The organism is Streptomyces sp. PSU-S4-23 (assembly GCF_055632315.1).
The window spans coordinates 6805460-6831751 of record NZ_JBVMUU010000002.1; the positions used below are offsets into that span (position 1 = coordinate 6805460).

The window sequence follows — 26292 nt, forward strand, 5'->3', positions numbered from 1 at the left end:
ATCTCCAGTGGTTCATCGGCCGAGGAATCGGGGACTGCGCCGGTCACGGAAGGCCGCCAGGCCCTCGGCGCGGTCGTCGGTGGCGGCGGACAGCGCCCCGGCGAGGGCCTCGAACGCCTCGGCGCTGGACGGGGTGGCGTGGTTGAGCACCTGCTTGGCCAGCTGCACCGCGACGGGGCCGCGGCGGGCGATGGCGGCGGCGAGGCGATCGGCGGTCTCCCGCACCCGGTCGGCCGGCGCGACCTCGTCGACCAGACCCCAGCTCAGGGCCGTGGCCGCATCGACGAGGTCACCCGTCAGGATCAGCCGCTTGGCCCGGGCCGGGCCGATCAGCGCCGGGAGGCGGGCCGTGCCGCCCCAGCCGGGCAGGGTGCCGATGCCGACCTCCGGCAGGCCCAGGCGCGCGGTGTCCGCGGCGACCCGCAGATCGCAGGCCAGGGCCAGTTCCAGACCGCCGCCGAAGGCACCGGCCTGGAGCACCGCGATGGTCGGCTGCCGCAGGGACGCCAGCCGGCGGAACGCCTCGTGACCGGTGTGCACCCAGTGCCGCCACACCGCCAGCGCGTCGTGGTCCGCGAAGGCGTCGAGGTCAGCCCCGGCGCAGAAGGCGCGGTCGCCTTCCGCGGTGACCAGGACGGCGCGGATCGTGTCGTCGGCGTGGACGGCCTCGGCGTGCTCGGCGAGTTGCTTGAGCATCGCCGGGGTCAGCGCGTTGAGCTTCTCGGGCCGTGCCAGGCTGATCACGGCCGTGTCGCCGTGGCGTTCCAGCCGGACGGCGCCCTCGGGCGGCGGGGGAGGAGCGTCACTCATGGCGGTCTCCTGGGACGAGGTCGAGCGCGATCGGCTCGGGACGGAACAGCCGGGCGTCCATGAGGGTGAGCCGAGGACTGACACGGAGCGGGAAGCCCGCGCGTTCGACCACATCCCGCTGGACGTCGACTCCGGGGGCGACCTCGGTGACCGTCAGCCCCTCGGGCAGCAGCCTCATCACGCACCGCTCGGTCACGACGGTGACGCGCCGGCCCTGGGCCCGCGCCCGGCTGCCGCTGAAGGTGACCTGCTGGACGGCCTCGACGAACTTGGGTGCGGTGCCGTCCCGGTGGATGCGCAGCGCCCCGTCCTCGATCGCGATGTCGCTGCGGCCCGCGGTGAAGTAGCCGCTGAAGACCAGGTGGCGGGCGTTGGCGGTGATGTCCGCGAAGCCGCCGACGCCGGCGGTGATGTGGGAGCGGCCGGGCAGCGCGGAGACGTTGACGTTGCCCTCGGCGTCGATCTCCAGGAACGACAGCATCGAGGTGTGGAACGCCCCGCTCTGCAGGAAGGTGAACTGGTCCGCGGACGGGAGGATCGCCTCGGGGTTCAGCGCGCATCCGAAGGCGAAGCCGGTGAGCGGGAACCCGCCGACCGCGCCCTGCTCGATGACCCAGGTGACGTCGGTGTGACGGCCCTCCTCCAGCAGCACCCTCGGGACGAGGGCCGATATGCCGAAGCCGAGGTTGACCACGGCGCCGCGGTGGAGCTCCATGGCGGCGCGCCGCGCGATCACCTTCTCCAGCCCGAACCCGGCGGGCTCCACCTCCGTCAGCGGGCGGCGCAGCCCACCGGCCAGGGCCGGGTCGAACGGGGTCTGCGTGGTCTGCATCTGCTCGGCGTCGACGACGATGCGGTCGACGAGGATGCCGGGTACGCGTACCTGCTGCGCCGGCAGCGATCCCGCCTCGGCTATTCGCTTGACCTGCGCGATCACCAGGCCGCCGTGCGCCCGGGCGGCCAGCGCCTGGTCGAGGGCGCCCAGGGGCGAGCCCTCGTCCTCCATGGTGAGGTTGCCGTTCTCGTCGGCGGTGGTGGCGCGGATGACGGCCACGTCCACGCCGATGGCGGGGTAGAACAGCCACTCGCGTCCGTCGAACCGCTCGACACGGACGAACTGCGGTGTGGCCGCGTTCATCCGGCCGCCCTCGCGGCGCGGGTCGACGAAGGTGTCGAGGCCGACGGTCGTCAGGACGCCCGGTTGAGCGGTCGCCGCGCTGCGGTGCATCTGGAACAGCACGCCCGACGGCAGGTTGTACGCCTGCACCTCTCCGGCCTCGATCAGCTTGCGGATCAGCGGCGGCTCCAGGGAGGACGGCCCGCTCGGGTAGGAGCCGGCGAACACCCGGCTGAGCAGGCCCGGCTGGGCGAGGTGGTCGATGCCCCTGATGCCGTACATGTCGCCGGCGGCGATGGGGTGCAGGGTGGTCAGCCCCCGGGGGGCGCCGGTCGCGCCGAACCGCTCGCCGATGGCGCGCAGCACGGCGTCGGGGCAGCCGAGGCCGCTGGAGGAGCTGACCGACACCACCGCGCCGTCCGGCACGAGGGCGGCGGCCTCGGCCGCGCTGATCACGGGTGTGCGGGTCACGGCGCCTCGCCCTCCAGGGTGCCGACGGGGATGACGGGGGTACGGGTGCCGCTGCGCAGGGCGTCGCGGACGGCGAGGGCGACGGCGAGGGACGCGAAGCCGTCGGCGCCGGTCGCCAGCGGTTCGCCCTCGCCCCGGACGGCGTCGGCGAAGGCCCGCAGGCCGGTGACGTAGAGGTCGTCGCGGGGGCCGACGCCGACGGGCGTGGTGGTGTCGCCGCGGCGGAGCACGACCTCGCCGTCGGGGTCCTGGGTCATCGCGTCGGTGGCCAGCAGCGAGGCGTCGGTGCCGTGGACCTCCAGCGCGGTGCCGGCGTGCGGGACGGTGAACGCGTCGTGGGCGCAGGCGAGTACGTCGCCGTCAAGGCGCAGCACCGCCATGGCGGCGTCCTCCACGCCGGGCGCGGCCAGTCCCTGGTTCACGGCGGTCGCGGTCACGTCGAGCACCTCACGGCCCAGGACGAAGCGCAGGGCGTCGGCGTCGTGGACGGTGATGTCGAAGACCACTCCGCCGCCGGCCGCCGGGTTCTTCAGCCGCCAGCCGCGCAGGCGCTGCGGCAGTTCGACGGCGTGGTGGACCCGTACGGCCAGGGGCCGGCCGATGTGCCCGCCCGCCACCATCTTTTGGATCGATCTAATAACGGGCGAGGCGCGCAGATGGTGGTTGGTGCCGAGTGCCACGCCGGCGGCGCGGGCGGCGCGGACGATGTCCGCGGCGTCGTCCAGGGTCATCGCCAGCGGCTTCTCGCACAGCACGTGCCGGCCCGCCGCCGCGGCGGCGACGGCCTGCTCGTGGTGCAGCTCGTTGGTGGTGCTGATGTACACCGCGTCCGCCGGCACCGACAGGGCCTGATCGAGCGTCTCCGCGGCGACCGGCACCTGATGACGCCCGGCGAACCGCCGGCCGCGCTCGGGGCTGCCGCTGAAGACGGCCACCGGTTCCTGGCCGAGCGCCCGCATCGCGGGGATCATCCGCGTGGCGGCGATGTCGCTCGCTCCGACCAGGACCCATCTCAGGGGCCTGTTCATACGGTCTCCTTCTCACTGTGTTCCTCGGGGCGGCAGCCGCAGGAGGCGCGCACCACGAGCCGGGGCACGCTCACGTCGCTCTCCGGGGGGCCGTCCGGACGCTCTATGCGCCTGATGAGCAACTGGGCGGCACGTTCGCCCAGTTCACGCGGCCTGATGGCCACGGTGGTCAGTGCCGGGTGCTGCAGGGCCGACTCCGTGATGTCGTCGAAGCCGGTCACGCGCACTTCCTCGCCGACACGGATGCCGAGTTCCTCGCAGGCGAGGAGGACGCCGAAGGCGACGACGTCGCTGTAGCACACGATGGCGTCGGGGCGGTCCTTGCGGCGCAGCACGGCCAGTGCGGCGTCGTACCCGCCCTGCCGGGTCGCCGGGCTGGGCACCGACCTGCTCGCCGGGAGGGTGCGCCGCCGTGCGGCCAGCGCCTCCTCCACGCCGCGCTGCCGGTCGTAGCGGGCCGAGGAGTGCTCGGGCCCGCCGAGGAAGGCGACCTTGCGCGCACCGTGTGCCAGCAGGTGCTCGGTGGCTGCGCGCGCGCCCACCACGTTGTCGGCGCCCACGTACGGTGCGGGATGGCCGTCGACATAGCGGACGACCAGCAGGTGCGGCACCCGGGCGGTCACCAGGGGGCGCAGGTCCTCGGCGGTGGTGTCGTGCGCCGGGGTGATCAGCAGGCCGTCCGCGCCGTACTCCTGCATCACCCGCATCAGGTCGGCCTGCTTGGCGGTCGACTCGTAGTTGTGGCCGAGCAGCACGACGATGCCCGCGTCCGCGAGGGCGGCCTCCACGCCGACGGTCAGCTCGGCGAAGAACGGGTTGGAGACGTCCGTGACGAGCAGTCCCACGGTGTGCGAGCGGCGGCTGCGCAGGCTCGCGGCGCCGCGGTGGTAGACGTACCCGAGCCGGTCCATGGAGGCCCGCACGCGCGCCCGGGTCGAGTCCGCGACCAGCGGACTCTCCCTCAGCACGAGTGACACGGTCGCCCGCGACACCTTGGCGTCCGCCGCCACGTCCGCCAGGGTGACCCTATTCCTGCCCATTCCCCCGCCGCCTTTCGTCGACTTGACCGGCCATCACGTTCACGCCTCGCCCAGGATGTGCGCGGCACCCTTCTCGCCGATCATGATGGACGGCGCCTGTGTGTTGCCGCTGATCAGCGTCGGCATGATGGACGCGTCGACCACCCGCAGCCCCGCCAGCCCGTGCACACGCAGGTCCGTGTCCACCACGGCCGTGTCGTCGCCGCCCATCTTGCAGCTGCCGACGGGGTGGTAGTCGGTCTTGGCCCACTGCTTGATGTAGGCGCGGATCTCCTGCTTGGTGCGCACCTGGGCGCCGGGCATGTGCTCACGCTTGATCAGCGGCGCGAAGGCGGAGGTGGCCAGCAGTTCGCGGCCCTTCTCGAAGGCGGTCATCGAGACCTCCCAGTCGTAGGGGTCCGCGAGGAAGTTGGGGTCGATGGCGGGCGGGACGAGGGGATCGGCCGAGCGCAGCGTCACCTCTCCGATGCTGCGCGGGCGGAGGTTGCAGGTGTTGATCGTGACCCCGTGGCCCTTGACGCGCTGCCGGCCGTGGTCGACGACGTACGCCGGCAGGCAGTGGATCTGGATGTCGGGCGAGCGCACCTCCTCGCTGCTGCGCAGGAACGCGCCGGCCTCCGCCACACAGGCGGTGACCGGGCCGGTGCGGAAGAGGAGGTACTGCAGTCCGTGCCGCAGCGCGCGGTCGGCGCGGTCCTCCTGGTTGTAGCTGACCGGGGCCGTCTCCGCCGTGAGGTAGACGTCCATGTGGTCCTGGAAGTTCTTGCCCACGCCCTTGAGTTCATGGACGACGGGGATGCCCAGCCGGCTCAGCTCCTCACCCGGTCCGATGCCGGACAGCAGGAGCAGCCGGGGCGAGTTCACGGCGCCGCCGCTGAGGACCACCTCGCCCTCGGCGTACGCGGTGTGCTCCTTCCCGCCCCGCAGATACGTGACGCCCACGGCGCGGCCGTGCTCCACCAGCACCCGGGTGGCCGTCGCCTCCGTGACGACGGTGAGGTTGGGGCGCCGCCGCGCCGGCCGCAGGAACGCGGTGGCGGTGCTCTCCCGCCGGGCGTTGCGCTGGGTGACGTCGTAGTAGCCGACGCCGTCCTGCTCGGCGCCGTTGAAGTCGTGGTTGTAGGGGAGGCCGATCTCCTGGCCCGCCCGCACGAACGCCTTGGTCAGGGGGTTGTGCATGAGCTGCTCGACGACGCTCATCGGCCCGGTGGTGCCGTGGAAGTCGTCCGCGAAGCGCTCGTTGGCCTCCGACTTCCTGAAGTACGGCAGGACGTCCTGGTAGCCCCAGCCCTTGTTGCCCAGGTCCCGCCACTCGTCGTAGTCCAGGCGGTGGCCCCGGATGTAGATCATGGCGTTGATGGAGGTGCTGCCGCCCAGCGTCCGCCCCTGGGGGTAGTACATCGGGCGGTCGCCGAGATGACGCTGGGGAACCGTCTCGAAGCGCCAGTTGACCTTCGGGCTGGTGAGCTTGGTGAAGCCGACCGGCATGTGGATCAGCGGCGACCGGTCCGCCGGTCCCGCCTCCAGGAGCAGGACCTGGTGATCCGGGTCGGCGCTGAGCCGGTTCGCCACCACGCACCCGGCGGCACCGGCGCCCACGACCACGTAGGTGAAGCGGTCGACCATGACGTTCACTCCTTCGCGACCGGTTATTAGACCGATCTAAATCCGCGTTGGAGCGATCTAAATGCCGCGCTCCCCGACCGTCAAGGGGGCCTGCACGAAAAACTTGGCGAACATGGCGCCGGGCCCGTCCGGCGACCGGGCCGGGAGGGCTGGGCACGCCGCCCGGGGCACCGGTGACCCGGGCCCGCTCACCGGCCCTTCGCCGGTGCCGGGGAATGGCATCTGACCTGCTGGAACGTAACGTATTCGGTGAGCGGCCGACATGGTGCCGCCGTAATGCCCGGCACTCGTGCCGTGGGTTCGTGCGGCGGTGGCCGGCCAAGGCCGGCGGCCGTCTGCCGCAGGAGGCGCGGACGGCTTGGCGCGTCTCGTTGGCGGCGCTCCGGGCCGGTGGTCTTTAGATCGATCCAACGCCTGGTGTCACGCATCTCGTCAGCTGCCGTCGGCGGTCCGGCCCTTGCGGATCACGAGGTCGGCGGGCCGTACCGCCCTCGGCGGACGGTGCGTCGCGGTCCGCCCTGGGGCGGGTGCCTGGGGCGGATGCCGGAGGCCGGCGACCGGAGGCCATGGTGCCGGAGGCCGTGGTGCCAGAAGCCGGTGGCCCGAGGCCGTGGTGCCGGAGGCCGGCGACCGGGCGCCGCGGACCGCGGACCGCCAGCGGGGCGGGCGGTCACGGCGTTCCGCGCGTCACGGGCCCGCGGTGGCACCGGTGGCAGGGGCGCCGCCCGCGTCCACGCGTACCGTCTCCACCCATGAGGGCGGTGCCGGCGCCTCCTCGCCGATCAGGGCGGCGATGAGACGGCAGGAGGGGGTTTCCGCGGGCCAGGGCGTGAACCCGTCGGTGAGGACGATGACGATGCGGGGCCGGTCCCGCATCGCGAGGGCGGCCTCGATGCCGACGCGCATGTCGGTGCCCCCGCCGCCGTCCAACGCGACCTGCTCCGCGGTCATCACCCGGGAGACGGCGTGGACATCGGCGTCACAGGCGAGCACGGCGACCCGGTTGCCCCGCACCCCCACCTCGCGCAGCACTCCGGTGATCTCCCCCAGGGCCGCGGCGAGTTCCCCCTCGCCCATCGAGCCGGAGGTGTCGACGACGATCGCCACCCGCGGCAGCGGGCGGCGCAGGCTCGGCAGCACGGCCCCACGCAGCGCCGGGGTGCGCCGGGACGGGCGACGGTAGGTGTAGTCGACGGCACCGCCGGCCCATGCGGCCGCCTCACGGACGGCACCCGACAGCACCTGCCGCCAGTCCACCGTGGGCTCCAGGACCTCCTCCGCCCAGCGCCGCCACCCGGCCGGAAGGGTCCCGCGGGTGCGCTGGTGGGCGCGCATGGCCTCGGCGGTGTGCCGACGCAGGGCCTCCGCCTCCACCGGCCCCAGCCGGGCGGGACCGCCGGGCCCGGCCGCCTCCCAGGGCGAGTGGCGGCCGTGGGCCCCCGACCCGCAGTCCGGCGAGCGCACCTCGGGCGGCAACAGGGCCAGGTACGCCTCGAACAGCAGGCCCTCGGGCAGGCCGAACCCACTGGGTTCCATCCGCCCGGCCGGCAGGGGCAGTCCGTCGGCGAGGAGATCGTCGTTGATCTCGCAGTCCTGCGCCACGTTCACGCGGTGCCGGTCGCGCTGGTCGGCGGCGGGCAGCCGCCCGGCCCGGCCGTGGTGGTCGCGCAGCAGGTGCGCCACCTCGTGCACCCACACGGCCGCGAGTTCGGCCACGGGTGTCCGCTCGACGAAGCCGGGTGACACATAGCAGCGCCAGTGCCGGTCCACTCCCATCGTCGGGACCTCGGCCGACGGCACGACGGTCAGCGCGTACAACGCCGAGGCGAGGTACGGCCGTTCGCTCGCCGCCCGGTACCGCGCGGCGAGCAGCTTCGTCATGTCCAGGCTGGGGCCGCGCTCCGCCATCCGGTCGCCTCAGCCGTGTCCGGGCAGGGCGCCGGACAACTGCAGCAGGTCCAGGAAGCCGTCGATGCCCTGGGGCACCGGCCAGTCGGTGTCGCGCATCGCCGCCAGATCGACGGCGGCCCGCGCGGCGACATCGGGCACACCCGCCTCGACCGCCTTGCCCAGGACGGCCCACCCGGCCTCCCAGCGTTCCCGGGTGAGGTCGCTCTGGACCGCCGCGACGACGGCGATCAGGAACGCGAGCTGCCGGTCGCCGCGGTCGGGCAGGGCGAAGGCGCCGGGATCGGCGAGCACGCGGTCGGGATCCGGCAGGTCCAGGTGCTCCAGGTACGACAGCAGCTCGATGCCGGCGCCGTCCCCGACGGCCCCGGCGAGCGCCGCGGCCACGGACTCCCGGCCGGCGCCGGTCGCGTAGCCGGCCGCGAGCAGCGCCAGCGCCATCTCCCAGGTACGGGGAGAGGGCCACGCCCGGCCGCGGCCCTCCGCGTCGGCCGGCATGTGGTGGACCAGGCCGGGCCGGGCGGTCAGGAAACCGGAGACGGCGCCGCGGGCCCGCGCGACCGCGCCGGCGGCCTTGGCGGGATCGACGACCGGAACGGTCATCGCCGGCCAGGTACCGGCCATGCCGCGCGCCACCGTGCGCGGATCGTGCGTCCAGTGGAGATGGACGAACCGGTTGGCCAGCGGCGGGCTGAGGTGCCAGCCGTCGGCGGCGCTCGACGGCGGGTTGGCGGCGGCGACGATCCGCACCGCCTCGGGCAGGACCAGGCTGCCCACCCGGCGTTCGAGCACCACGCGCAGCAGCGCCGCCTGGACGGCGGGCGGTGCCGAGGACAGTTCGTCGAAGAAGAGCAGACCGTGCCCGGCCCGGGCCAGGCGGACCGCCCAGTCGGGAGGCGCCATCGGGACACCGGTCGTCGCCGGGTCGTCACCGATGATGGGCAGACCGGCGAAGTCGGAGGGTTCGTGGACGCTGGCGACGACGGTCTCCAGCCGGATCCCGAGGCCCGCGGCGAGCTGCTCCATGCCCGCCGACTTGCCGATTCCCGGCTCACCCCACAGCAGGACCGGCTGGTTGGAGGTCACCGCGAGTGCCAGCGCCTCCAGTTGGGGGCTGGCGGACGGCTCCGTGCGCGAGCCGCGCAGCCTGCGCCGCAGGTCGTCGGCCGCGGCGAGCGGGGCGGGCAGGTCGCGGCCGGCGGCCTCGCGGCCTCCGGCGCTCCTGCCGGGTGCGCTCACTGCTCCCATTCCTCCCACTCCTCCCACCAGTCGGCGCCGATACCGGGATGTTCCTTCTCCACGCGCTCCCGCAGGAACGCCAGGTCGTGCCGCTTGTACTTGCGGATGATCTGGGCCAGCGACAGATCCATGGCATCGACCACGTCGATCCGCGCCCCGGCCGCGAGCAACGCCTCCACCAGGGCCACGGAACCGCCGTGGCCGACCGCGGCACACAGCGGTGTGCGCTCGCGGTGGTCCCTGCCCTCGAGATCGAGTCCCGCCGACAGCAGCCGGGGAAGCAGCGGTTCGTGGTCGAGCAGGTTGAGTACGTGCAGCAGGCCGCGCCTGGCCCCGTCCCGGATCCGGGGATCGACCCCGGCGTCCAGGAGTTCCAGCACTCCGGGGGTGTCGCCGTGCTGGGCGCGCAGGAACAGCTCCCGCCGCTGGTCGTGCAGGGCCCGGGGCAGCCGTCCGGTGCCCGACGTCCACGCCTGCTGGACGGCGAAGCAGCCGGCCACGGCGCCGCCGAAGGCGCGCATGGCCCGTTCCCGCTGCTGCTCCTCCTCGCCGTGCGGCACGTCGAGGCGGCCGCCGCGGGAGACGACCCGGTGCCAGGAGCCGCGGCACCTGACCCGCACCGGCACGGGTGCCTCCGGTCCCTCAGGGCCCTCCGGGACCGGAAGCGACGGAAACAGCGCGGCGCCGACCAGTGGGTGGAGCTGGGCCGGCGCGAGCCGGCCGGACCGCAGCAGCTCAAGGTCCGGGAGCTCGCGCCACAGCGCCCGCGGCATGACCGGACTGTCGTCCTCCTGGACGACACTGACCCGCAGTCCGCCGCCGGGGCCGGTCCGGTCCGTCAGTTCCAGCAGGATGGAGTTTCGCCATCCGTTGGGTATCCGGAAGCGGTTCCCGGCTCCTGCCCCGGCGAGCCGCCGGATCTCCGGCTCCAGCCGGGTCAGACTGAACGGCCGTGCGGCGAGGAGGGCTTTCGGGTCCGTGTGGTACCAGCTGCGGGAGGGCGGCGGCGTCAGATCCGCCGTGACGCCCGCGGCGGCGAAGGCCGCTTCGACCTCGCCCTCCTCGTGCAGCAGGGTGGCCCACTCGGCGCGCGCCGCCGGATCGTCGCCGGGGTCCGAGCGGGGCAGCTCGGACGGCGGGCGCGGGGTGCCGTCGGCGTTGAGGAACGGCGGCCTCTCGGCGTTGCCGCCGCAGTGTTCGCGCAACTCGGCGGCGTGGCGTACGTCCCACAGGTGCCGCGCCGTCGTCCAGTCCTCGGTGGTGATGTCCGTGGCGCCCGGGCGGTGTTCCTCCCCCAGCTCCCCGAACCGCAGGACCAGCCGCTGGGGTCCCTCGGTCATCGCGGGTGTGAGGACGTAGAGGTACGGTGCCGCGCCCTGGTCCGGCGGGCGGTGGCCCGAGAGCAGCACGGTGAGGTTGGGGGCGAGCGTCGTCCGTCCGCCCAGCAGCCGCGGAAGGTGCCACCGCAGCAGGTCCGGTGCGAAGTGATGGAGGTCGTCGGCCACGGCGGTGGCGACGTCCGCACCGTACTGCCCGGCGATCCGGGGCAGTTCGAAGTCCACGTCCACGGCGGCCGCGGCGCAGGCGCCGGCCCAGTCACCGGCCAGCCGACGGGCGGTCGCGCGCTCGATCATCCACCGGGGCACCGCGTAACGGCGTATCCGCCGCCAGTCCGCCGCCTCGGCGGGGGGAAAACGGCTCAACGGTAGGCACTCCCTATCGCGTGCAGATCGGGATGCGGTCGGGAAGCCGGCCGCATGAGCCGGTTGAAGGACTGCTTCACCCTGCGCGGCAGGCCGGGGCCCAGCCCGACGTACTCCAGGGGCGAGTCGTCGCGCACGGCCGCGAGGAGGGTCTTCGCTCCCCGGCCGGTCAGGCCGGTGTGGCGCAGTTCGAGCCGGCGCAGCGGGCTGCCCGCGAGCGCCGTGGCCAGCGCGGCGGCTCCCGCGTCGCCCATGGTGTTCGCGGGGGCGCCGAGGCTCCGCTCGGACGGCGGCCGGCCCAGGTCGAGCGTCTCGATCCCGCCGAGGGCATCGGCCAGGGCACGCGCGCCGGAGGGTCCGATGCCGTTGCCGCCGAGTCCCAGGCGTACCGGCCGGGCCGGGTCGAGCGCCGCCGCCAATACGGTCGCGCCCTCGTCGCCGAGGTGGTTGGCCGGCAGGTACAGCTCGCGGACGCCCGCGTCCCGGACGAGGGCGGCGAGGAGCGGCGCGGCCTCGGGGGTCAGCCCGTTGCCGCCGAGGAAGAGGCGTTCCACGGGCCGGGCCCGCGCGGTGAGGGCGGCGAGCAGTGCGTTCAGGCCGTCGGTGGTGATCCCCGTGTTGACCAGATCGAGGGTGCGCAGGGCGGTGTTGCGGCGCAGCATGGCGGCGAGTGCGCGGACGCCGTCGTCGCGGACCGGGTTGCGCTTGAGCCACAGGGCGCGGACGGTGTCGTCCGCCGCCAGCCCCTCGGCGAGCGCCCCCGCGCCCTCGGCGCCGATGCGGTTGCAGCCCAGGTAGAGCGTGCGCAGGCCGTGCCCCTCGGTGAGGGCGCCGGCCACCGTGCGGGCGCCGTCGTCCCCGATGGAGTTGGTGCCGAGCAGGACGTGGACGGCGTGCGGCGAGGACGCGGCCACCGGCAACACCCGGGCGGCCCCGCCCGGTCCGAGGCCCTGCTTGCACAGGTCGACCCGGCCGTCCGCACGCAGTGTTCCGAGGGGGAAGGAGACGTCGGACCGGACCGGATCCGGCGAGGCGAGCCGGTCCAGCAACGGGTCGAGGAGCACCGGATCCGCGAGGGGGATGTCCGGGTGCTCGATCGCGGGGCAGCGTACGGGCGTCTGCTGGGTCATCGGGTTCCTCCGTGGATACCCCTGCCTTCAGGCAGGGGTGGGGGTACTTCCCGCTTGCGGGGGAGAAACGGACTCCTGCGGAGCGGGGCATGGGGCTGCGATTCGCCGCCTGGGCGGATCACAGTGCTCTGATGCGCAGATTTGGTCTTAAGCTGCAGCCCCGCTAGTTTGTGAGCATGACCACGACGTGCGTGAAGCGGGCATTCAAGTACCGCTTCCATCCGACCGATGCGCAGGCAGCCGAGCTGTCGCGCACGTTCGGCTGTGTCCGCAAGGTCTACAACCTGGCTCTCGCCGCTCGTACCGAGGCGTGGGCCCGTCAGGAGAGGGTCAACTACAACCAGACCTCGGCCATGCTGACGGTGTGGAAGAAGACCGAGGAACTGGCCTACCTCTCCGAGGTCTCCTCGGTGCCGCTCCAGCAGTGCCTCAGGCATTTGCAGACGGCGTTCACGAACTTCTTCGGCAAGCGGGCGAAGTACCCGCGTTTCAAGAGCCGGAAGAAGTCGCGGAAGTCCGCCGAGTACACCACCAGCGGTTTCCGTTTCCGTGACGGCAAGCTGACCCTGGCAAAGATGAGCGAACCGCTTGACATCGTGTGGTCGCGCCCGCTCCCCGAGGGGGCGAACCCGTCCACCGTGACCGTTTCGCAGGATGCGGCGGGGCGCTGGTTCGTCTCGATGCTGTGCGACGACCCGTCCGTGAAGCCGCTGCCCGCCACCGGTCGGGCGGTCGGGATCGATGTCGGCCTGGATCACCTGCTGACCCTCTCGACGGGTGAGAAGATCGCCAATCCCAGGCACGAGCGCCGCGACCGGGCACGTCTCGCCAAGGCCCAACGGGCGCTGGCGAAGAAGGCCGAGGGCGACGGCGCCAACCGGGCCAAGGCCCGGCGCAAGGTCGCCAAGATCTACGCTCAGATCGCCGACCGCAGGCGTGACGGCCTGCACAAGCTGACCACTCGTCTCGTTCGTGAAATCCAAACGATCGTGATCGAGGACCTGACCGTGCGCAACATGGTCAAGAACCACACCCTCGCCCGAGCGATCTCGGACGCGAGCTGGAGCGAGTTCCGCTCCATGCTGGAGTACAAAGCCCAGTGGTACGGGCGGGAAGTGATCGCGGTCGATCACTTCTTCCCCTCCTCCAGACTGTGCTCCCACTGCGGCACCCTGCAAGTAGAGATGCCGCTCAACGTCCGCACCTGGACGTGCGACTGTGGCGCGACCCATGACCGCGACGTGAACGCGGCGAAGAACCTTCTGGCGGCCGGGCTGGCCGTGTCTGTCTGTGGAGCTGGTGTAAGACCTCAACGGAGTTCTCCGGGCGGGCAGTCGGCGATGAAGCAGAAACCCCTACGGCGCGAGCCGTAGGAATCCCCCTCGTTCACGAGGGGGAGGAGGTCAACACCACTCCACGGTCCCCTGCCGCCGGCCACCGGCGGGGACGGCGCCGTCCTCCGCCCGCGGCAGGACGAACCGACACCGATCGACGTTCCTCCATGGCAAAAGGTGGCAAGGCCGGTCGGATTCGAACCGACGTCCTCCAGCTTGCTGCGTGGGCGCGACGACCACTGCGCTACGGCCTTGCCAGGCGTGATCATAACGAAGAAACGTCGTACGCGCGTTCGTTCGGGCCTGCCCGGGCGGGGCCACTCGTACGCGGCCGGGGCGTGCTTCCGCAGTCGGCCGTGATGAGGGCCGTCACCCCGTCCGGACGAGGAACCGCTGGCCGGCCGCGCCGGTACACGGTTCCTGGACCGCCTCGGCCCCCTCGGTGGTGTCGCCGCCGGAGATGCCGATGCACCGGCCGCTGCCGGCCGGGTGCAGCCGGAAGCCTCCGGTGCTGCCACCGGTGCTGCCACCGGTGATGGGTTCCAGGCGGAACAGGGTGGCCTGCACGCAGTTGTCCCGGGGTTCGAGCATGCCCTTGACCGGGCCGGTACTCATGACCGTCAGGCATCCCCTCCCTTCTCGGGGATGGTGCCACTGGATGCGGTACAGACCCTCGCCGACCGGTTCCAGGTAGGTGCGCGGCACGGTGGCCTGCGCGCAGGGGAGCTGGACCGCGACGGCGCTGGCATAGGCGGCGCGCCGGTCGCGTCCGTCGGTCAGGCAGAGGCCGGGTGTACGGGCGGGGCGGATGGTGACCCAGCCGTCGACGGGAGTTCGGGAAGCGGCGGCGGGACCAGCCGGTGCGCCAGGGTCATCGGAGCCGTCCGGGAGCAGCCCCCAAGCGGCCAGGCCGAGCAGCGTGACCAGGAGCGGGACCGCGACCGCGGCCGTGCGGCCTCCGGTCCGGCGCGGCCGTGGGTCCGTGGATTCCGCAGTCTGCTGCCGGGCTTCGGTCCTGGGCCCGGGTGCCGCGGCGGGCATGGCAGCGATGTCCGCGGCGATCCGGTCCCTGGCGTCCAGCCAGGCGCCGACCCGCTGCCCGTCCCCGCAGGCGCGGACGAACGCGGCCAGTACGTCGGGCCGCGGCAGGCTCGTGCGACGCAGGATGTCGGCCAGTGTGCTGCGCGGCAGCACATCGCCGCCGCGGGCGGCCTGCTCCTCCAACTCGCGGTATGTCAGCCCCGAGCGCTCCTTGAGCCGCCGCATCGACTCGACGAAGCCGGCGGCGTCGCGGGCTTCGTACGGTGACAACTCCCCCAGGTTCCCCACAAAGGTCATCCTGCTGCGGTCATGGCACCGGGACAACGTCGGATTCCGTCATCCCCCGGCTGTCCGGACGTCATCCGGACAACGCCCCGACCAGGCCGGACAGCCGTCGGCCCGTCCGGGACACGGGTCTGTGTTGCTCCGTCCCGGCACGGGCCAGCAGTCTCGCTGTCGAACGAGCGGCCGTACGGAAGCCGCTCGGGAGTGGACATCCCAGACGGAAAACGTCACTCAAGGAGAGACCCATGCGTCTACGTCAAGCGTTCGCCGGGGCCGTGATCGGTGCCGCCCTGGTCGTGGGCGGCATCACCGCGCCGGCCTACGCCAAGCCCGCGGGGTGCTGGAGTGAGCAGACCAGCCCGACCTTCGCCCGGGGGGCATGCAGTGACATGTCGAAGGGCGGCATGTGGAGGCTCGGCATCAGGTGTTCCGACGGCGACTACAAGTGGTCCGCCTGGAAGAGGACCAGCACGTCCACCAGCCTGCGGTGTTCCGGCGGTCCCACCATCACCCATCACTGGATCGACACGCACTGACGCCACGACCCGTGCGCCTGCGGCCGCGGCCGCAGGTCCGCCCCGGCCACCGGTGGCCGCCGCACTCCCGTGCGGCGGCCCTCACCGGCACCGCACCCTGCCCCGCGCGTGTGGTCGCCAGTCGTCGCGCCGCCGGGTGTGCGCACCCTTGTGCACTCCGGCGTCACGGGCGGCGCGGAACGCGGCCGTCGCCCGCCGTTCGGACTCCGGGGTGAGGGCGTTCTCGGTCAGCGCGCGGGTGAGCAGGGGTGCCGCGGCGCCCTGGACCTCGCCGCCGGCCCCGCGCACATGGCCGCGGGGGTACGCGAGCCGGGGGCCGAACGTTCTGCCCCGGCTTGGTCTGTTCCCCATGCCCGTATCCATCCTTGCCCACCGGTAGTTCGGTATGTCGTCGTTTCTGGCGGAGTTCTTCTCATGTCGACTGCCCCAGCGTGCGGCGGCGCTCTTCTGTCACACCGAGGCGGCACGACCGGGCGCCCCCGTCGCCGGGCGGCGCAGCGCGCGCTCACGGGGCCGCCGGTGGGGGCGGCCGGTCGGGGTGGCGACGGCCGAGCCGGCGCCGCCGCTCAGACCACCACCGCCGCTCAGACCACCGCCGTCCGCCGGGCCCGTCCGTGCGGCGTCAGGCGGAAGGCGTGCAGGGACTCCTCGGGGCCGCCCGCCTGGCAGCGGTCGAGGACCCTGCGGGTCCACCACCGCGAGTGGCCGGGCGTGAGCCGGTCGAGGGCGGTGACGCGGGCGACGAGGGCAGCGGCGCGGGGACGTGGCGGACGTGTCCCGTCCGCGCGCGGAACGCGGTCGTGCACGGTGTCCATGCGCCCCGCCCTTCGTCGCCGTCTCGGGGCACGTCGCCCGGCCCCGCCCACGGTTGAACAAGCGGACGGCGTACCGGGAGCATCACGGGTCGCGGAAGTGTCGATCGACACAGCCAGGACCCGGGGCCGGCGTACAACCCTTTCGGGTTCTCGTGCATCGTACGGCCGCGGTGCCGTTCCGCACGGCGTCTAGACTTTCCCGGCAACGGCCCGCGCGACAACGGCCGGGATCAGGCCGCCTCTTGCCACACCCGAAGGGTATTCGGCGCTTTGATACGGATAGATTCAGTCACCAAGCGGTACCCGGACGGCACGGTGGCGGTCGACCGGCTGTCGCTGGAGATTCCGGACCGCTCGATCACCGTCCTGGTCGGCCCCTCGGGCTGCGGCAAGACGACGACCCTCCGCATGATCAACCGGATGGTCGAGCCGAGCGAGGGCACCATCACCCTGGATGGCGTCGACATCAGCCGGCAGCCCGTGAACTCCCTGCGGCGGTCCATGGGGTACGTGATCCAGAACGCCGGGCTCTTCCAGCACCGCACCATCGTCGACAACATTGCGACCGTGCCCCGGCTGCTCGGCTGGAGCAAGGACCGGGCCCGCGCACGCGCCCGGGAGCTGATGGAGCGCGTGGGGCTCGACGCGTCGCTCGCCAAGCGGTACCCGTACCAGCTCTCCGGCGGACAGCAGCAGCGCGTCGGCGTGGCGCGCGCGCTCGCCGCGGACCCGCCCGTGCTGCTGATGGACGAGCCCTTCTCCGCCGTCGACCCGGTCGTGCGCAAGGGTCTGCAGGAAGAACTGCTGCGGATCCAGAGCGAGTTGGGCAAGACCATCGTCTTCGTCACCCATGACATCGACGAGGCGATCCGGCTCGGCACCAAGGTCGCCGTGATGCGCACGGGCGGCAGGCTCGCCCAGTTCGCGCCGCCCGCCGAGCTGTTGTCGTCGCCGGCCGACGCGTTCGTGGAGGACTTCCTCGGCGCGGACCGCGGCATCCGCCGGCTGTCGTTCTTCACCTCGCAGAGCCTCCGGCTGGAGACGACGCCGATCGTCGCCGTCGACTCCACCGCCGAGCAGATCGCCTCCCGCTCCACGCCCGGGGTGCCGTATCTGCTCGTCATCGACCTCGACGGCAGGCCGCTCGGCTGGAGCGAGCCCGGGAACCTGGTCGCCGGGAGCGTCGAGGCGGAGCGGCTGCTGCCGTACGGGCGGCCGTTCGAGTACGGCGAGGACTCGCTGCGCGCCGCGCTCGACGGCTCCGTGCTGTCGCCCACCGGCTGGTCCGTGGCCGTGGACGGCACCGGCCGCGTGGTCGGCGTCGTCTCCCAGCAGACCATCGGCGAGGCGATCCGCAGCGCCCACACCGCGGGCATCCCGGACCAGAAGGTCGCCGGATGAGCGGGTTCTTCGACATCCCGAGCGACCTTCAGCACAGCTGGCTCGGTCTGATCGGGCTGCATCTGCGGGAGGCCCTGCTGCCGGTCCTGGCCGGTCTGGCCGCGGCCCTGCCGCTCGCCCAGCTGTGCGTGCGCTTTCGCTGGCTGTACGTGCCCGTGCTGGGGGTGACGACGGTTCTGTACGCCATCCCCTCGCTGGCGTTCTTCGTCGTCCTCATCGACTACACCGGCCAGAGCGAGCTCACCGTGATGATCCCGCTGGCCGTCTACAGCCTGGTGGTGCTCGTCCCGGCGATCGTGGAGGGCGTGCGCTCGGTGCCGCAGGAGACGCTGGCCGCGGCCACCGCCATGGGCTTCGGACCCGTACGCCGCTATCTCCAGGTGCAGTTGCCGATCGCCGTGCCCGCCATCGTCGCGGGCCTGCGGGTGGCCACCGTGTCCAGCATCAGCCTCGTCAGCGTCGGCGCCCTCATCGGCAACCAGGGCGCGCTCGGCAATCTGCTCGCCGACGCGATGTTCTACCACCGGCCCGTGCTGGCGGTGAACTCCGTGGTGACCACGGCCGTCCTGGCGATGCTCGTGGACGCCGCGCTGGTGCTCGTACGGCTCCTGCTGACGCCCTGGATGCCGCGCGGCGCGGGCGGCGGACCGAGGCCGGCGACCGGACGGCCCGAGCCGGCCGCCCCCACCCTGGAGGACACCGTCCGGTGAACGTACTGCACTTCGGCCACGCGTTCTTCAGCGACGGCGCCCACTGGCACGGCTACGACGGCATCCCGCACCGTCTGCTCGAACACGTCCAGTACTCGCTGGAGGCGCTCGGCATCGCCGCCGCCCTCGGGCTGCCGGTCGGTCTGCTCACCGGTCACACCGGGCGCGGCGGCAACGCCCTCGCCCTCATCGCCACCGCCGCCCGGGCGCTGCCCAGCTTCGGTCTGCTCGTGCTGATGTTCGTGCTGCTCGGGCTGGGGCTGCTGCCGGTGATGATCCCGCTGGTCGTCCTGGCCGTCCCGCCGATCCTGGTGACCACGTACGAGGCGGTGCGCTCCCTCGACCCGGCCCCTGTGGACGCCGCGCGGGGCATGGGGATGACGGAACCGAGGATCCTCTTCCAGGTGGAGGTGCCGGTGGCGCTGCCGCTGATCATGAGCGGTCTGCTCTCGGCGGCCATCCAGATCGTCTCGACGGCCACCATCGCCGCCTACGTCAGTCTCGGCGGCCTCGGACGGTACATCGTCGACGGCCTCTACCAGAGGAACTACGAGAAGGTCGTGGGCGGGGCGACCCTGGTGGCCGTGCTGGCGCTGGTGACGCTCGCGGTGTTCTGGGCGGTGACGCGGGCGGTCGTGTCCCCGGGGGTGCGCCGGAGCGCCTGACGGAGCGGGGGACCGGGCGGGGGACGGAGCGGGGGACGGAGCGGGGGGCCGGACGCCGGCCCCCGCGCGTCATCCCTCCGTGCGCGCCAGCGCCAGCTCCAGGACGACCAGCAGCGCGTCGCGGACCGAACCGCGCTCCCGGGCGTCGAAGACGACCACCGGGATGTGCTCGGAGACGTCCAGCGCCCAGCGGACCTGGTCCACGTCGTACTCCACCGTGCCGTCGAAGGCGTTGAGGGCGACCGCGAACGGGATCTGCCGGTGCTCGAAGTAGTCCACCGCCGCGTAGCAGTCGTCGAGGCGGCGCGTGTCGACGATGACGAGTCCGCCGACGGCGCCCTCCACGATGTCGTCCCACATGAAGCCGAACCGTTCCTGGCCGGGCGTGCCGAACAGATACAGCTTCAGGGTGGGGTCGATGGTGATGCAGCCGAAGTCCATCGCGACCGTCGTCGTGGTCTTGCGCGGGGTGTGCGTGAGGTCGTCCACGCCCGCCGCGACCTCGGTGATGGCCGCCTCGGTGGTCAGTGGCTCGATCTCCGAGATCGAGCCGACGGCGGTGGTCTTGCCCACGCCGAAGCCGCCCGCGATCACCATCTTGACCGGCAGCGGCGGCCGTTCGGCGGCCTGCGCCGCCGTGCCGAGGGCGGCGGCTTCAGTTGGTGTCACGGAGTACCCCCCGGGAGTCGGGGATGGCGCGGAGGCCATCGATAACCCTGCGCAGGACGGATGCGTCGTGCGTGACGTCGGTGTGCGGCACGTGCACCGTCAGCTGCCCCGCGGCGCGCAGGTCCTCGGCGAGGACGCGGACCACGTTGAGATGCAGCCGCAACCGTGCCGCGATCTCCGCGATGGACTGCGGCTGCCGGCAGGCGGCGACGATGTCGTGCTGCTCGAACGAGAGCCGTTCGAGGGTCTGGAGACCCAGGGCGGTGGCCACCACCTGGGTCTCGACGGGAACCGGCCGGCCGGACGCGGTGGGCGCCACCCGGCCGGCGGTGACCAGGAACGGCCGTACGGCGGGAGCGGGACCGACCGGGTCCGGCGGGCCCGGGGGCGAGAAGCCGTCTTCGCCGGCACTTCGCGGAGTGCGGCCGTCCGCCATGGGTGGTACTTCCTTCCTCGACCGGGTGGGGACCGGTCACCCCGTCGACGCGGCGCCGACGCTGTTCTTCAGCTCCAGCACGAGCTGGGGGCTGAGCGCCGCACCGGCCCGGTTGGCGAACAGGGTCATCTCGTAGGCGATGTTGCCCAGTTTGGCCTCCTTGTCGGTGACCACGCCGAGCACGGCGCCGCTGCCGATCGCGGAGACCAGCACGTGCCCGCCCTCCAGATCGATGATGACCTTGTTGAGGCCGCCGAGGCCGTAGTTGCCCGAGGCGCCGGCGGCCAGGCTGGTGATGCCGGAGACGATGGCGGCGAGCCGCTCCGAGTCGGCGTGCTCGCGCAGTTCGGAGACGGCGATGAGCAGTCCGTCGGAGGAGACGGCGATGGCGTCGACGACGCCCGCGGTCTCGGTTGCGAAACGGTTGAGCAGCCAGGTGAAGTCGGCTGCGGCGGCCTGCAGGTCGGCCGGCGTGGTGCCGCCTGCCGGAGTGTCACCTGTCGACGTACTCACTGCTCCGCTCCTTCCGTGAGGTGGTTCTGGTCGCGTCGGTCGCGCGGGGCGGTCTGGCCGGCGCTGTCGCGGTGCGCGCGCTCCACCGCGGCCTCGAACTCCTCGAGGGCGGAGCGGACCGCGTCCGCGTCGGCCGGCCGGGGAGCGGGTCGCGCCGTCTGGCGGGCGGCATCGGCGGTGCTGCGCAGCGTCGCACCCCGGACGCGGCGGCGCAGGGGGCGGGGTGCGCCGGTGGTGTCTTCGGCCGGGCCGGGGGCCGGCACCGGCCGCGGGGCGGCGCCGGGCGCCGGTGCGTCCGCCTCGGTCCGGGGGCGGGGGACGAGCGGGGCGGCCCCGGCGCGGTCGTGCGACGCCGCACCGTCGAGGGCGCCGGGGGAGTCCGTGCCGCCGCCGGGGGCCTGCGCGGTGGCCCCCGCCGGGTCCGTCTCGCGGCGGGGGACCCGGCGGGGCAGGGCACCGGGCCGCTCGGCGGCCGACGGTTCCTCCGCGGTGACCGCCCACGACGGCACGGGCCCGGACGGGGCGACGGCGGACTCCGGCCCGGTCCCGGGCTTGGCCTGGGTTCCGGGTTCCGGCCCGGTTCCGGGCTTCGTCTGGGCTCCGGGCTTCGTCTGGGGTCCGGGCTCCGTCCGGGTTCCGGGTTCCGGCCCGGTTCCGGGCTCCGTCTGGGTTCCGGGCTTCGTCTGGGGTCCGGGCTTCGTCTGGGTTCCGGGTTCCGGCCCGGTTCCGGGCTTCGTCTGGGTTCCGGGCTTCGCCTCGGGCTCACGTGCCGTCCGGGTGGCCGGCCTCGTGCCGGCGGGCGTCATCTCGGTCCCGGACCGGGGCCGGGGGGCCGGATCCGGCGTGCCGGCGGGTGCCGTGACGGGTCCGGGCAGTGCCTGGGCGGCCGGTGCCGCCGTGACGGCGGCGGCCGCGGCGGGTTCCGGTTCCGCCGCCGGTGCGGTCAGGGGGCTCATCGTCAGCAGCAGCGTCGACGGGATCTCCACGGTCGCCGTCACACCGCCGCCGGGCGTGCGGGACAGTACGACCCCGACCTCCCAGCGGCGGGCCAGCGTGCCGACCACGAACAGGCCGAGCACCTTCGTGGGGACGAGATCCAGGCGTTCGCGGCGGATCAGCCGGGCGTTCTCCTCGGCGAGCCGCTCGGCGCTCATCCCCAGGCCGTGGTCGGCGACCTCGATCAGCGCTCCCTCGCCGCCCACGCGCACCGTCACCTCGACGGGGCTGCCGGCGGGCGAGAACGCGACGGCGTTCTCCAGCAGTTCGGCGATCATCAGCGTCAGGTCGCCGACGATGTCGGGCTCCACCACGACCTCGGTCTCGGCGTGCAGCCGTACCCGCTGGAAGCCCTCGATCTGGCCGAGCGCGGCGCGCACCACGTTGGTGAGGGCGGTGGGACCGCCGTCGAGGACCGTCTCGCGGATACCGGCGAGCAGCATCAGGCTGTCCGCGTTGCGCCGCAGGCGTACGGCGATGTGGTCGATCGAGTAGAGCCGTTCGAGGACCGCGGGCTCGGTCTCGCCGCGCTCCACCGCGTCGATGAGGGCGAGCTGACGGGTGGTCAGGTTGCTGACCCGTCGCCCGACGTTGCCGAACATCTCGGCGACGTTGCGGCGGCTGAGCACCTGACGCTCCAGCAGCGCGGCCGCGGTGGTCTGCACATGGTTGAACGCCCGGGCGAGTTCGCCGATCTCGTCGTGCGCCGTGACGGGCACGTCCCGCAGCCGCGGCGAGGCGTCGTCCTCGGCGTCGTCGTCGGCCACGCGGGCGAGTTCGCGGCCGGCTGCCTCCGCGACCTGCTGGGCGGCGCCGGTGAGGGCCTGCACCGGGCGGACCACCGAGCGGCGCACCGCCACGGAGAAGGCGATCCAGACGCCGAAGCCGACCAGTGCGAGGCTCAGCAGCAGCCCGGCCCGCCACTGGGCGTCGGAGGAGGCGCGGTCGGCGCGGTCGGCGATCTGCCCGATGAGCGAGGCGACGATCTCCAGCCGGCTCTCGGCCTGCTGCGGATAGGAGGGGTAGTCGCCCAGCGCGTCCGCGAACGTCCGGCGGATCTCGTCCCGGCCGTCCGCCTGCAGCCCGCTGGGGTCGACCTGGAGCTCCGCGTACGCCTCGGCGATGGACCGCTGGGCCGGGGTGTGCTCGATGCCGGAGAGCCGGTCCGTCTGCTGCTCGGTGGCGAAGCGCCCGAACCGGTCGGCCTGGTAGGTGTACAGCTCGTAGGAGCCGACCGCGCCCGTGAACTCGATGAGCGCGTTGGTGTCGCCGGTCGTCGCCGAGAACACGCCGGTCTCGAAGGCGGCGTGCGCGGCGTCGGCGCGCAGCAGGGAGTCGAGCAGGTTGCCGGTGAAGGTGGCCGCGAGGTCCGCGTTGCGGTCCAGAGCGAGGCCGTCGATCAGGCCCTTGGCGGCGTTCATGTAGGCGGGGTCGATGTTGTCGGCGGGCAGATAGCCCTGGGCGACGGTCTCGCGCAGGCTGCTGAGGCCCTCGACCTCCTTGAGCGCCTGCGCCTCGGTGGCGGGCAGCCGGTCGCCGAAGGCGCCGCGTACCTTCTGGACCTGGGAGTTCACTGCGGCCTGTGCCCTGCGGTAGGCGGCCAGGGAGGGCCTGGCGCCGCCCCCGGCCTCGTACCGCACGGAGAGCAGGACGGCCTGCTGGTGCTCGCGCTCCACATGGTCGACGAGGACCGCCACCTGCTCGCTGTCGCGGACGAGCCGGGCCGCCGACTCCGCGCGGTCCGACTGCCGCACCAGGTCGACGATCAGGTAGGTGAGCAGCACGGCGACCACGGCCAGCGGCACACCGACGAGGACGTTGAGCTTGCGCCGGAACGGCCATCGGTCGGCGAAGCCGCGTCGGCCACCACCGGGCGGCGACGGCGCCGGGCGGGCCGGCGCGTCCACCTCGTTCGTGGACACCAAGCCTCCTTCGAAGGCGTCTCGGGCGTGCGAAGAAACCGCGTGACCGTCGTGAAGTGACCGGAGCCGGCAGGAAGAACCGGCCGAGGCCGGCGCAGAACGGTGCCGGACGGCCCGGAACGCCGTTGTCGGCCCGCAGCCCGTCGCCAACTCCCCGGAGACTACCGCCTCTTCAGGCGCCGAATCCGGTCGCCCTACGTCAAGAATCCATTACAAAGAGCGTGTGGTTCCGCCTCGGTCCGTTCGTGTTTTCTCCACAAGCGAAACCTGGCAACCAGGCGCGTGCCGAGGCCGATCGGGGCCCCGAAGGCTCTTGACCGATGCGGAACGAGCTGTATTGGATCAGTGGATGTGCGGCGCCCGCACCCCCGCACGCTCTGCCACGTCCTGACAGACCCTCTGAGCCCGGAACGGGAACCGTGACTTCTACCGCGAACACCAGCACGTCCAGCAGGAGACTCCCCGTGGCGGCCGCCGTCGCGCTCGCCGTCGGCGCGACGCTGCTCGCCGGGTGTTCCTCGTCCTCCGACACCAAGTCCGACGACCCCCTCTCGGGTGACAAGGCGGGCGGCAGCACCGTCGTCGTCGGCTCCAACAACTTCGCCGAGAGCATCCTGATCGCCGACATCTACGGAGAGGCGCTCAAGGCCAAGGGCCTCAAGGTCGCCTACAAGCCCAACATCGGCAGCCGCGAGACCACGTACGGGCTGCTGAAGAACGGCTCCATCACCGTGCTGCCCGAGTACAACGGCGCCCTGCTGGCCTACCTCGACCCGAAGGCCACGCCGAAGACGGTGGCCGCGACGACGGCCGCCATCGACGCCAAGCTCGACGCCAAGCTGACGCTGCTCGAAGCGGCGCCCGCACAGGACAAGGACTCCGTCACCGTCAACGCGGCCACCGCCAAGAAGTACAACCTCACCGACAAGTCCAGCATCGCGGACCTCAAGGACGTGGCCAAGGACCTGGTGATCGGCGGCTCGCCGGAGTTCCAGACCCGGCAGCAGGGGCTGGTGGGCCTGAAGTCCGTGTACGGCGTGGAGTTCAAGTCCTTCAAGGCGCTCGACGCGGGCGGTCCGCTGACCCAGGCGGCGCTGAAGAAGAACACCGTGCAGGCGGCGGACATCTTCACCACGGACCCGACCATCTCCAAGGAGAAGTTCGTCGTCCTGCAAGACCCGCAGAACCTCTTCGGGTTCGAGAACGTGCAGCCGCTGGTCTACAAGTCGAACCTGCCCCAGAAGGGCGTCGACGCCCTCAACGCGGTCTCGGCCAAGCTCGACACGGTGACGCTGCTGGACCTGGACGCCCAGGTGCAGCTGGAGAACAAGGACCCGCTGGATGTCGCCAAGGCGTGGCTGAAGTCGGCTGGCCTGGCCTGACGTCCGCGCCGTGGACACCGCCGCGGACGGACCGACGCGGGTGCCCCCGTCCGCCGGGGCCGACGGCGCCCGCGTCGTCCTGGACGGCTGCGGCCTCGACGTCGAGGGGGTGGTCCGCCTCGCCGACGGCGCGGCGGTGCCCGTCGTCCCCCCGAAGGCACTGGGGCGGGCCCGGCGTGCCTGGCGCACGGCACAGCGGCTGGCCGGCACGGGCCGGCTGTACGGCCGCGGCACCGGCGTAGGCGCCCATCGCTCGGTGGCGGTCGCGGCGGACGACGAGGCCGGGCACGGCCTGCGGCTGCTGCGCAGCCACGCGGGCGGCGCCGGCGCCCTGCTCCCGGCCCGCGAGGTGCGGGCGATGCTCACCGTGCGCGCGAACCAGCTGCTGGCGGGCGGCTCCGGCATCCAGCCCGCCTTCGTCATCGCGCTCACCGAGGCGCTGCGGCTCGGAGTCCGTCCCGCCGTCAACGAGTACGGGAGTGTGGGCACCGGCGATCTGACCGCACTGGCCCAGACCGGGCTGACCCTGATCGGTGAACGCCCCTGGCTCGGCGACACGGCGGGCGGCCTGCCCGGACCCGTGACCCCGCGGCCCGGCGACGCGCTGGCGCTGCTCAGCAGCAACGCCCTCACGCTCGGGCAGTCCGCCCTGGCCTGCCACGACCTGACGGTACTGCTGCACGCCACGCACGCGGTGGCGGCCCTGTCGCTGGCCGCGGTGTCCGGCTCCCTGGAGGCGTACGCGGCGCCCGTGCACGCCCTGCGCCCGTACCCGGGGGCGGCCCGCGCCGCCGCGGAGGTACGGCGGCTGCTCGGTGCGCCCGACCGGCCGGCCCCGGCGCGGGGGCGGATCCAGGACCCGTACGGCTTCCGGGCCTTCCCGCAGGCGCACGGGCCCGCCCTGGAGGCCGCCGGCGCACTGCGGCGGATCGTCCGGGTGGAGGTCAACTGCCCCTCCGAGAACCCGCTGATCGGCGCGGACGGCACGGCCCACCATCACGGCGGCTTCTTCGCGGCGCCGCTCGGACTCGCCCTGGACGGGCTGTGCCTGGCCCTCCTGGGGACCGCGCAGCTGTCCGCCGCCCGGCTGGCCGCGCTCGGCAGGCCCGACCTCACCGGGCTGCCCGCCTATCTCGCCTCGGGTCCCGCGAGCAGCTCGGGCACGATGATCCTGGAGTACACCGCCAACTCCGCGCTCGCCGAACTGCGCGCGTGCGCGGCACCCGCGTCGGCCGGTCACGCGGTCCTCTCGCAGGGCCTGGAGGAGACGGCGAGCTTCGCCTCCCAGGCGGTCCGCCAGACCCTGCGCGCGACGGACGCCTACCGCACCGTCCTGGCATGCGAACTGGTCGTGGCCGTACGGGCGTTGCGGCTGCGGCCCGCCCCGCCGCCCGTCCCCGCGTTCACGGTGGCCGCCGCGGCGCTCCCGGCGGGCACCGAGGACCGCCCGCTGACCGCGGACGTGGCGGCGGCGTCCGAACTGCTGCCCGCGCTGGCGCGGTTGTAGCGGCCCCG

23 protein-coding genes and 1 tRNA gene are annotated in these 26292 nt (G+C 73.2%); 7 read left to right on the forward strand and 17 right to left on the reverse strand.

Annotated features, from left to right (window positions below; translation table 11 throughout):
• Nucleotides 1-12 precede the first annotated feature (12 nt).
• From ACZ79I_RS30895 to ACZ79I_RS30935, 9 genes are all read right to left on the reverse strand, one after another.
• Nucleotides 13-810 carry an enoyl-CoA hydratase/isomerase family protein gene (locus ACZ79I_RS30895; RefSeq protein ID WP_471501577.1) on the reverse strand — a complete coding sequence of 266 codons (798 nt, stop codon included), beginning with the start codon at nucleotides 808-810 and terminating at the stop codon, nucleotides 13-15.
• Nucleotides 803-2398: an acyl CoA:acetate/3-ketoacid CoA transferase gene (locus ACZ79I_RS30900; protein ID WP_471501579.1), complete on the reverse strand. Its 1596-nt coding sequence runs from the start codon at nucleotides 2396-2398 to the stop codon at nucleotides 803-805. Before ACZ79I_RS30900 ends, ACZ79I_RS30895 begins: the two co-directional genes overlap by 8 nt.
• Complete coding sequence (locus ACZ79I_RS30905; protein WP_471501581.1) at nucleotides 2395-3426, reverse strand: Gfo/Idh/MocA family protein; 1032 nt, start codon at nucleotides 3424-3426, stop codon at nucleotides 2395-2397. Before ACZ79I_RS30905 ends, ACZ79I_RS30900 begins: the two co-directional genes overlap by 4 nt.
• The gene (locus ACZ79I_RS30910) at nucleotides 3423-4466 is read right to left on the reverse strand and encodes a LacI family DNA-binding transcriptional regulator (protein WP_471501583.1); all 1044 of its coding nucleotides are present in this window, start codon (nucleotides 4464-4466) and stop codon (nucleotides 3423-3425) included. The genes ACZ79I_RS30905 and ACZ79I_RS30910 overlap by 4 nt, the downstream gene beginning before the upstream one ends.
• Nucleotides 4467-4505: 39 nt before the next feature.
• The gene (locus ACZ79I_RS30915) at nucleotides 4506-6092 is read right to left on the reverse strand and encodes a GMC family oxidoreductase (protein WP_471501585.1); all 1587 of its coding nucleotides are present in this window, start codon (nucleotides 6090-6092) and stop codon (nucleotides 4506-4508) included.
• A 687-nt stretch (nucleotides 6093-6779) separates the two neighbouring features.
• The gene (locus tag ACZ79I_RS30920) at nucleotides 6780-8000 is read right to left on the reverse strand and encodes a vWA domain-containing protein (RefSeq protein ID WP_471501587.1); all 1221 of its coding nucleotides are present in this window, start codon (nucleotides 7998-8000) and stop codon (nucleotides 6780-6782) included.
• A 9-nt stretch (nucleotides 8001-8009) separates the two neighbouring features.
• A complete protein-coding gene (locus tag ACZ79I_RS30925) occupies nucleotides 8010-9248 on the reverse strand; it encodes an AAA family ATPase (protein WP_471501589.1) in 1239 nt (412 codons plus the stop codon).
• The gene (locus ACZ79I_RS30930) at nucleotides 9236-10942 is read right to left on the reverse strand and encodes an ankyrin repeat domain-containing protein (protein ID WP_471501591.1); all 1707 of its coding nucleotides are present in this window, start codon (nucleotides 10940-10942) and stop codon (nucleotides 9236-9238) included. The genes ACZ79I_RS30925 and ACZ79I_RS30930 overlap by 13 nt, the downstream gene beginning before the upstream one ends.
• Nucleotides 10939-12072, reverse strand: coding sequence for a leucine-rich repeat domain-containing protein (locus tag ACZ79I_RS30935; RefSeq protein ID WP_471501593.1), 1134 nt, complete (start codon nucleotides 12070-12072; stop codon nucleotides 10939-10941). Before ACZ79I_RS30935 ends, ACZ79I_RS30930 begins: the two co-directional genes overlap by 4 nt.
• 176 nt (nucleotides 12073-12248) lie before the next feature.
• Here ACZ79I_RS30935 and ACZ79I_RS30940 point away from each other — a divergent pair, with 176 nt between their 5' ends.
• The gene (locus tag ACZ79I_RS30940; RefSeq protein ID WP_471505322.1) at nucleotides 12249-13445 is read left to right on the forward strand and encodes an RNA-guided endonuclease InsQ/TnpB family protein; all 1197 of its coding nucleotides are present in this window, start codon (nucleotides 12249-12251) and stop codon (nucleotides 13443-13445) included.
• A 139-nt stretch (nucleotides 13446-13584) separates the two neighbouring features.
• Here the strand turns inward: ACZ79I_RS30940 and ACZ79I_RS30945 are convergent.
• Together ACZ79I_RS30945 and ACZ79I_RS30950 are read right to left on the reverse strand one after the other, a co-directional pair.
• Nucleotides 13585-13660: transfer RNA gene (locus ACZ79I_RS30945), tRNA-Cys, on the reverse strand.
• A 115-nt stretch (nucleotides 13661-13775) separates the two neighbouring features.
• Nucleotides 13776-14744, reverse strand: a complete 969-nt coding sequence (locus ACZ79I_RS30950) for an XRE family transcriptional regulator (RefSeq protein ID WP_471501595.1) — start codon at nucleotides 14742-14744, stop codon at nucleotides 13776-13778.
• Between the two features lie 233 nt (nucleotides 14745-14977).
• Here ACZ79I_RS30950 and ACZ79I_RS30955 point away from each other — a divergent pair, with 233 nt between their 5' ends.
• On the forward strand, nucleotides 14978-15268 hold the full coding sequence (locus tag ACZ79I_RS30955; RefSeq protein WP_471501597.1) for a hypothetical protein: 291 nt from the start codon (nucleotides 14978-14980) through the stop codon (nucleotides 15266-15268).
• An 81-nt stretch (nucleotides 15269-15349) separates the two neighbouring features.
• Here the strand turns inward: ACZ79I_RS30955 and ACZ79I_RS30960 are convergent, their stop codons facing one another.
• Nucleotides 15350-15619: a hypothetical protein gene (locus ACZ79I_RS30960; RefSeq protein ID WP_471501599.1), complete on the reverse strand. Its 270-nt coding sequence runs from the start codon at nucleotides 15617-15619 to the stop codon at nucleotides 15350-15352.
• A 233-nt stretch (nucleotides 15620-15852) separates the two neighbouring features.
• Nucleotides 15853-16083 (reverse strand): hypothetical protein, encoded by a 231-nt coding sequence (locus ACZ79I_RS30965; protein WP_471501601.1) that lies wholly within the window; start codon nucleotides 16081-16083, stop codon nucleotides 15853-15855.
• Between the two features lie 270 nt (nucleotides 16084-16353).
• Between ACZ79I_RS30965 and ACZ79I_RS30970 the strand changes: the two genes are divergently transcribed.
• From ACZ79I_RS30970 to ACZ79I_RS30980, 3 genes are read left to right on the forward strand one after another with little or no spacing between them, the layout of a single operon-like run.
• Entirely contained in the window at nucleotides 16354-17484 is a 1131-nt protein-coding gene (locus ACZ79I_RS30970) for an ABC transporter ATP-binding protein (RefSeq protein WP_471501603.1), read from the forward strand.
• On the forward strand, nucleotides 17481-18194 hold the full coding sequence (locus ACZ79I_RS30975) for an ABC transporter permease (RefSeq protein ID WP_471501605.1): 714 nt from the start codon (nucleotides 17481-17483) through the stop codon (nucleotides 18192-18194). The genes ACZ79I_RS30970 and ACZ79I_RS30975 overlap by 4 nt, the downstream gene beginning before the upstream one ends.
• Nucleotides 18191-18859, forward strand: coding sequence for an ABC transporter permease (locus ACZ79I_RS30980; protein WP_471501607.1), 669 nt, complete (start codon nucleotides 18191-18193; stop codon nucleotides 18857-18859). Before ACZ79I_RS30975 ends, ACZ79I_RS30980 begins: the two co-directional genes overlap by 4 nt.
• Nucleotides 18860-18928: 69 nt before the next feature.
• On the opposite strand, the gene ACZ79I_RS30985 is transcribed toward ACZ79I_RS30980, so the two are convergent.
• From ACZ79I_RS30985 to ACZ79I_RS31000, 4 genes are read right to left on the reverse strand one after another with little or no spacing between them, the layout of a single operon-like run.
• Entirely contained in the window at nucleotides 18929-19528 is a 600-nt protein-coding gene (locus ACZ79I_RS30985) for a GTP-binding protein (protein ID WP_471501609.1), read from the reverse strand.
• Nucleotides 19515-19964, reverse strand: coding sequence for a DUF742 domain-containing protein (locus tag ACZ79I_RS30990; RefSeq protein ID WP_471501611.1), 450 nt, complete (start codon nucleotides 19962-19964; stop codon nucleotides 19515-19517). The genes ACZ79I_RS30985 and ACZ79I_RS30990 overlap by 14 nt, the downstream gene beginning before the upstream one ends.
• Before the next feature lie 36 nt (nucleotides 19965-20000).
• Nucleotides 20001-20477, reverse strand: coding sequence for a roadblock/LC7 domain-containing protein (locus tag ACZ79I_RS30995; protein WP_359394351.1), 477 nt, complete (start codon nucleotides 20475-20477; stop codon nucleotides 20001-20003).
• Entirely contained in the window at nucleotides 20474-23395 is a 2922-nt protein-coding gene (locus ACZ79I_RS31000; protein ID WP_471501614.1) for a sensor histidine kinase, read from the reverse strand. The genes ACZ79I_RS30995 and ACZ79I_RS31000 overlap by 4 nt, the downstream gene beginning before the upstream one ends.
• A 419-nt stretch (nucleotides 23396-23814) precedes the next feature.
• On the opposite strand from ACZ79I_RS31000, the gene ACZ79I_RS31005 reads away from it, so the two are divergent.
• A complete protein-coding gene (locus ACZ79I_RS31005; RefSeq protein WP_471501616.1) occupies nucleotides 23815-24777 on the forward strand; it encodes an ABC transporter substrate-binding protein in 963 nt (320 codons plus the stop codon).
• Nucleotides 24778-24787: 10 nt separating this feature from the next.
• A complete protein-coding gene (locus ACZ79I_RS31010) occupies nucleotides 24788-26284 on the forward strand; it encodes an aromatic amino acid ammonia-lyase (RefSeq protein ID WP_471501618.1) in 1497 nt (498 codons plus the stop codon).
• Nucleotides 26285-26292 lie beyond the last annotated feature (8 nt).

Bases quoted from the DNA above. Each gene is read 5' to 3' on its own strand.
- ACZ79I_RS30965 (WP_471501601.1), bottom strand. From the start codon at position 16,083: ATGGACACCGTGCACGACCGCGTTCCGCGCGCGGACGGGACACGTCCG.
- ACZ79I_RS30960 (WP_471501599.1), bottom strand. From the start codon at position 15,619: ATGGGGAACAGACCAAGCCGGGGCAGAACGTTCGGCCCCCGGCTCGCG.
- ACZ79I_RS30950 (WP_471501595.1), bottom strand. From the start codon at position 14,744: ATGACCTTTGTGGGGAACCTGGGGGAGTTGTCACCGTACGAAGCCCGC.
- ACZ79I_RS30955 (WP_471501597.1), top strand. From the start codon at position 14,978: ATGCGTCTACGTCAAGCGTTCGCCGGGGCCGTGATCGGTGCCGCCCTG.
- ACZ79I_RS30990 (WP_471501611.1), bottom strand. From the start codon at position 19,964: ATGGCGGACGGCCGCACTCCGCGAAGTGCCGGCGAAGACGGCTTCTCG.
- ACZ79I_RS30910 (WP_471501583.1), bottom strand. From the start codon at position 4,466: ATGGGCAGGAATAGGGTCACCCTGGCGGACGTGGCGGCGGACGCCAAG.
- ACZ79I_RS30905 (WP_471501581.1), bottom strand. From the start codon at position 3,426: ATGAACAGGCCCCTGAGATGGGTCCTGGTCGGAGCGAGCGACATCGCC.
- ACZ79I_RS30895 (WP_471501577.1), bottom strand. From the start codon at position 810: ATGAGTGACGCTCCTCCCCCGCCGCCCGAGGGCGCCGTCCGGCTGGAA.
- ACZ79I_RS30935 (WP_471501593.1), bottom strand. From the start codon at position 12,072: ATGACCCAGCAGACGCCCGTACGCTGCCCCGCGATCGAGCACCCGGAC.
- ACZ79I_RS30925 (WP_471501589.1), bottom strand. From the start codon at position 9,248: ATGGGAGCAGTGAGCGCACCCGGCAGGAGCGCCGGAGGCCGCGAGGCC.
- ACZ79I_RS30975 (WP_471501605.1), top strand. From the start codon at position 17,481: ATGAGCGGGTTCTTCGACATCCCGAGCGACCTTCAGCACAGCTGGCTC.
- ACZ79I_RS30920 (WP_471501587.1), bottom strand. From the start codon at position 8,000: ATGGCGGAGCGCGGCCCCAGCCTGGACATGACGAAGCTGCTCGCCGCG.
- ACZ79I_RS30915 (WP_471501585.1), bottom strand. From the start codon at position 6,092: ATGGTCGACCGCTTCACCTACGTGGTCGTGGGCGCCGGTGCCGCCGGG.
- ACZ79I_RS30940 (WP_471505322.1), top strand. From the start codon at position 12,249: ATGACCACGACGTGCGTGAAGCGGGCATTCAAGTACCGCTTCCATCCG.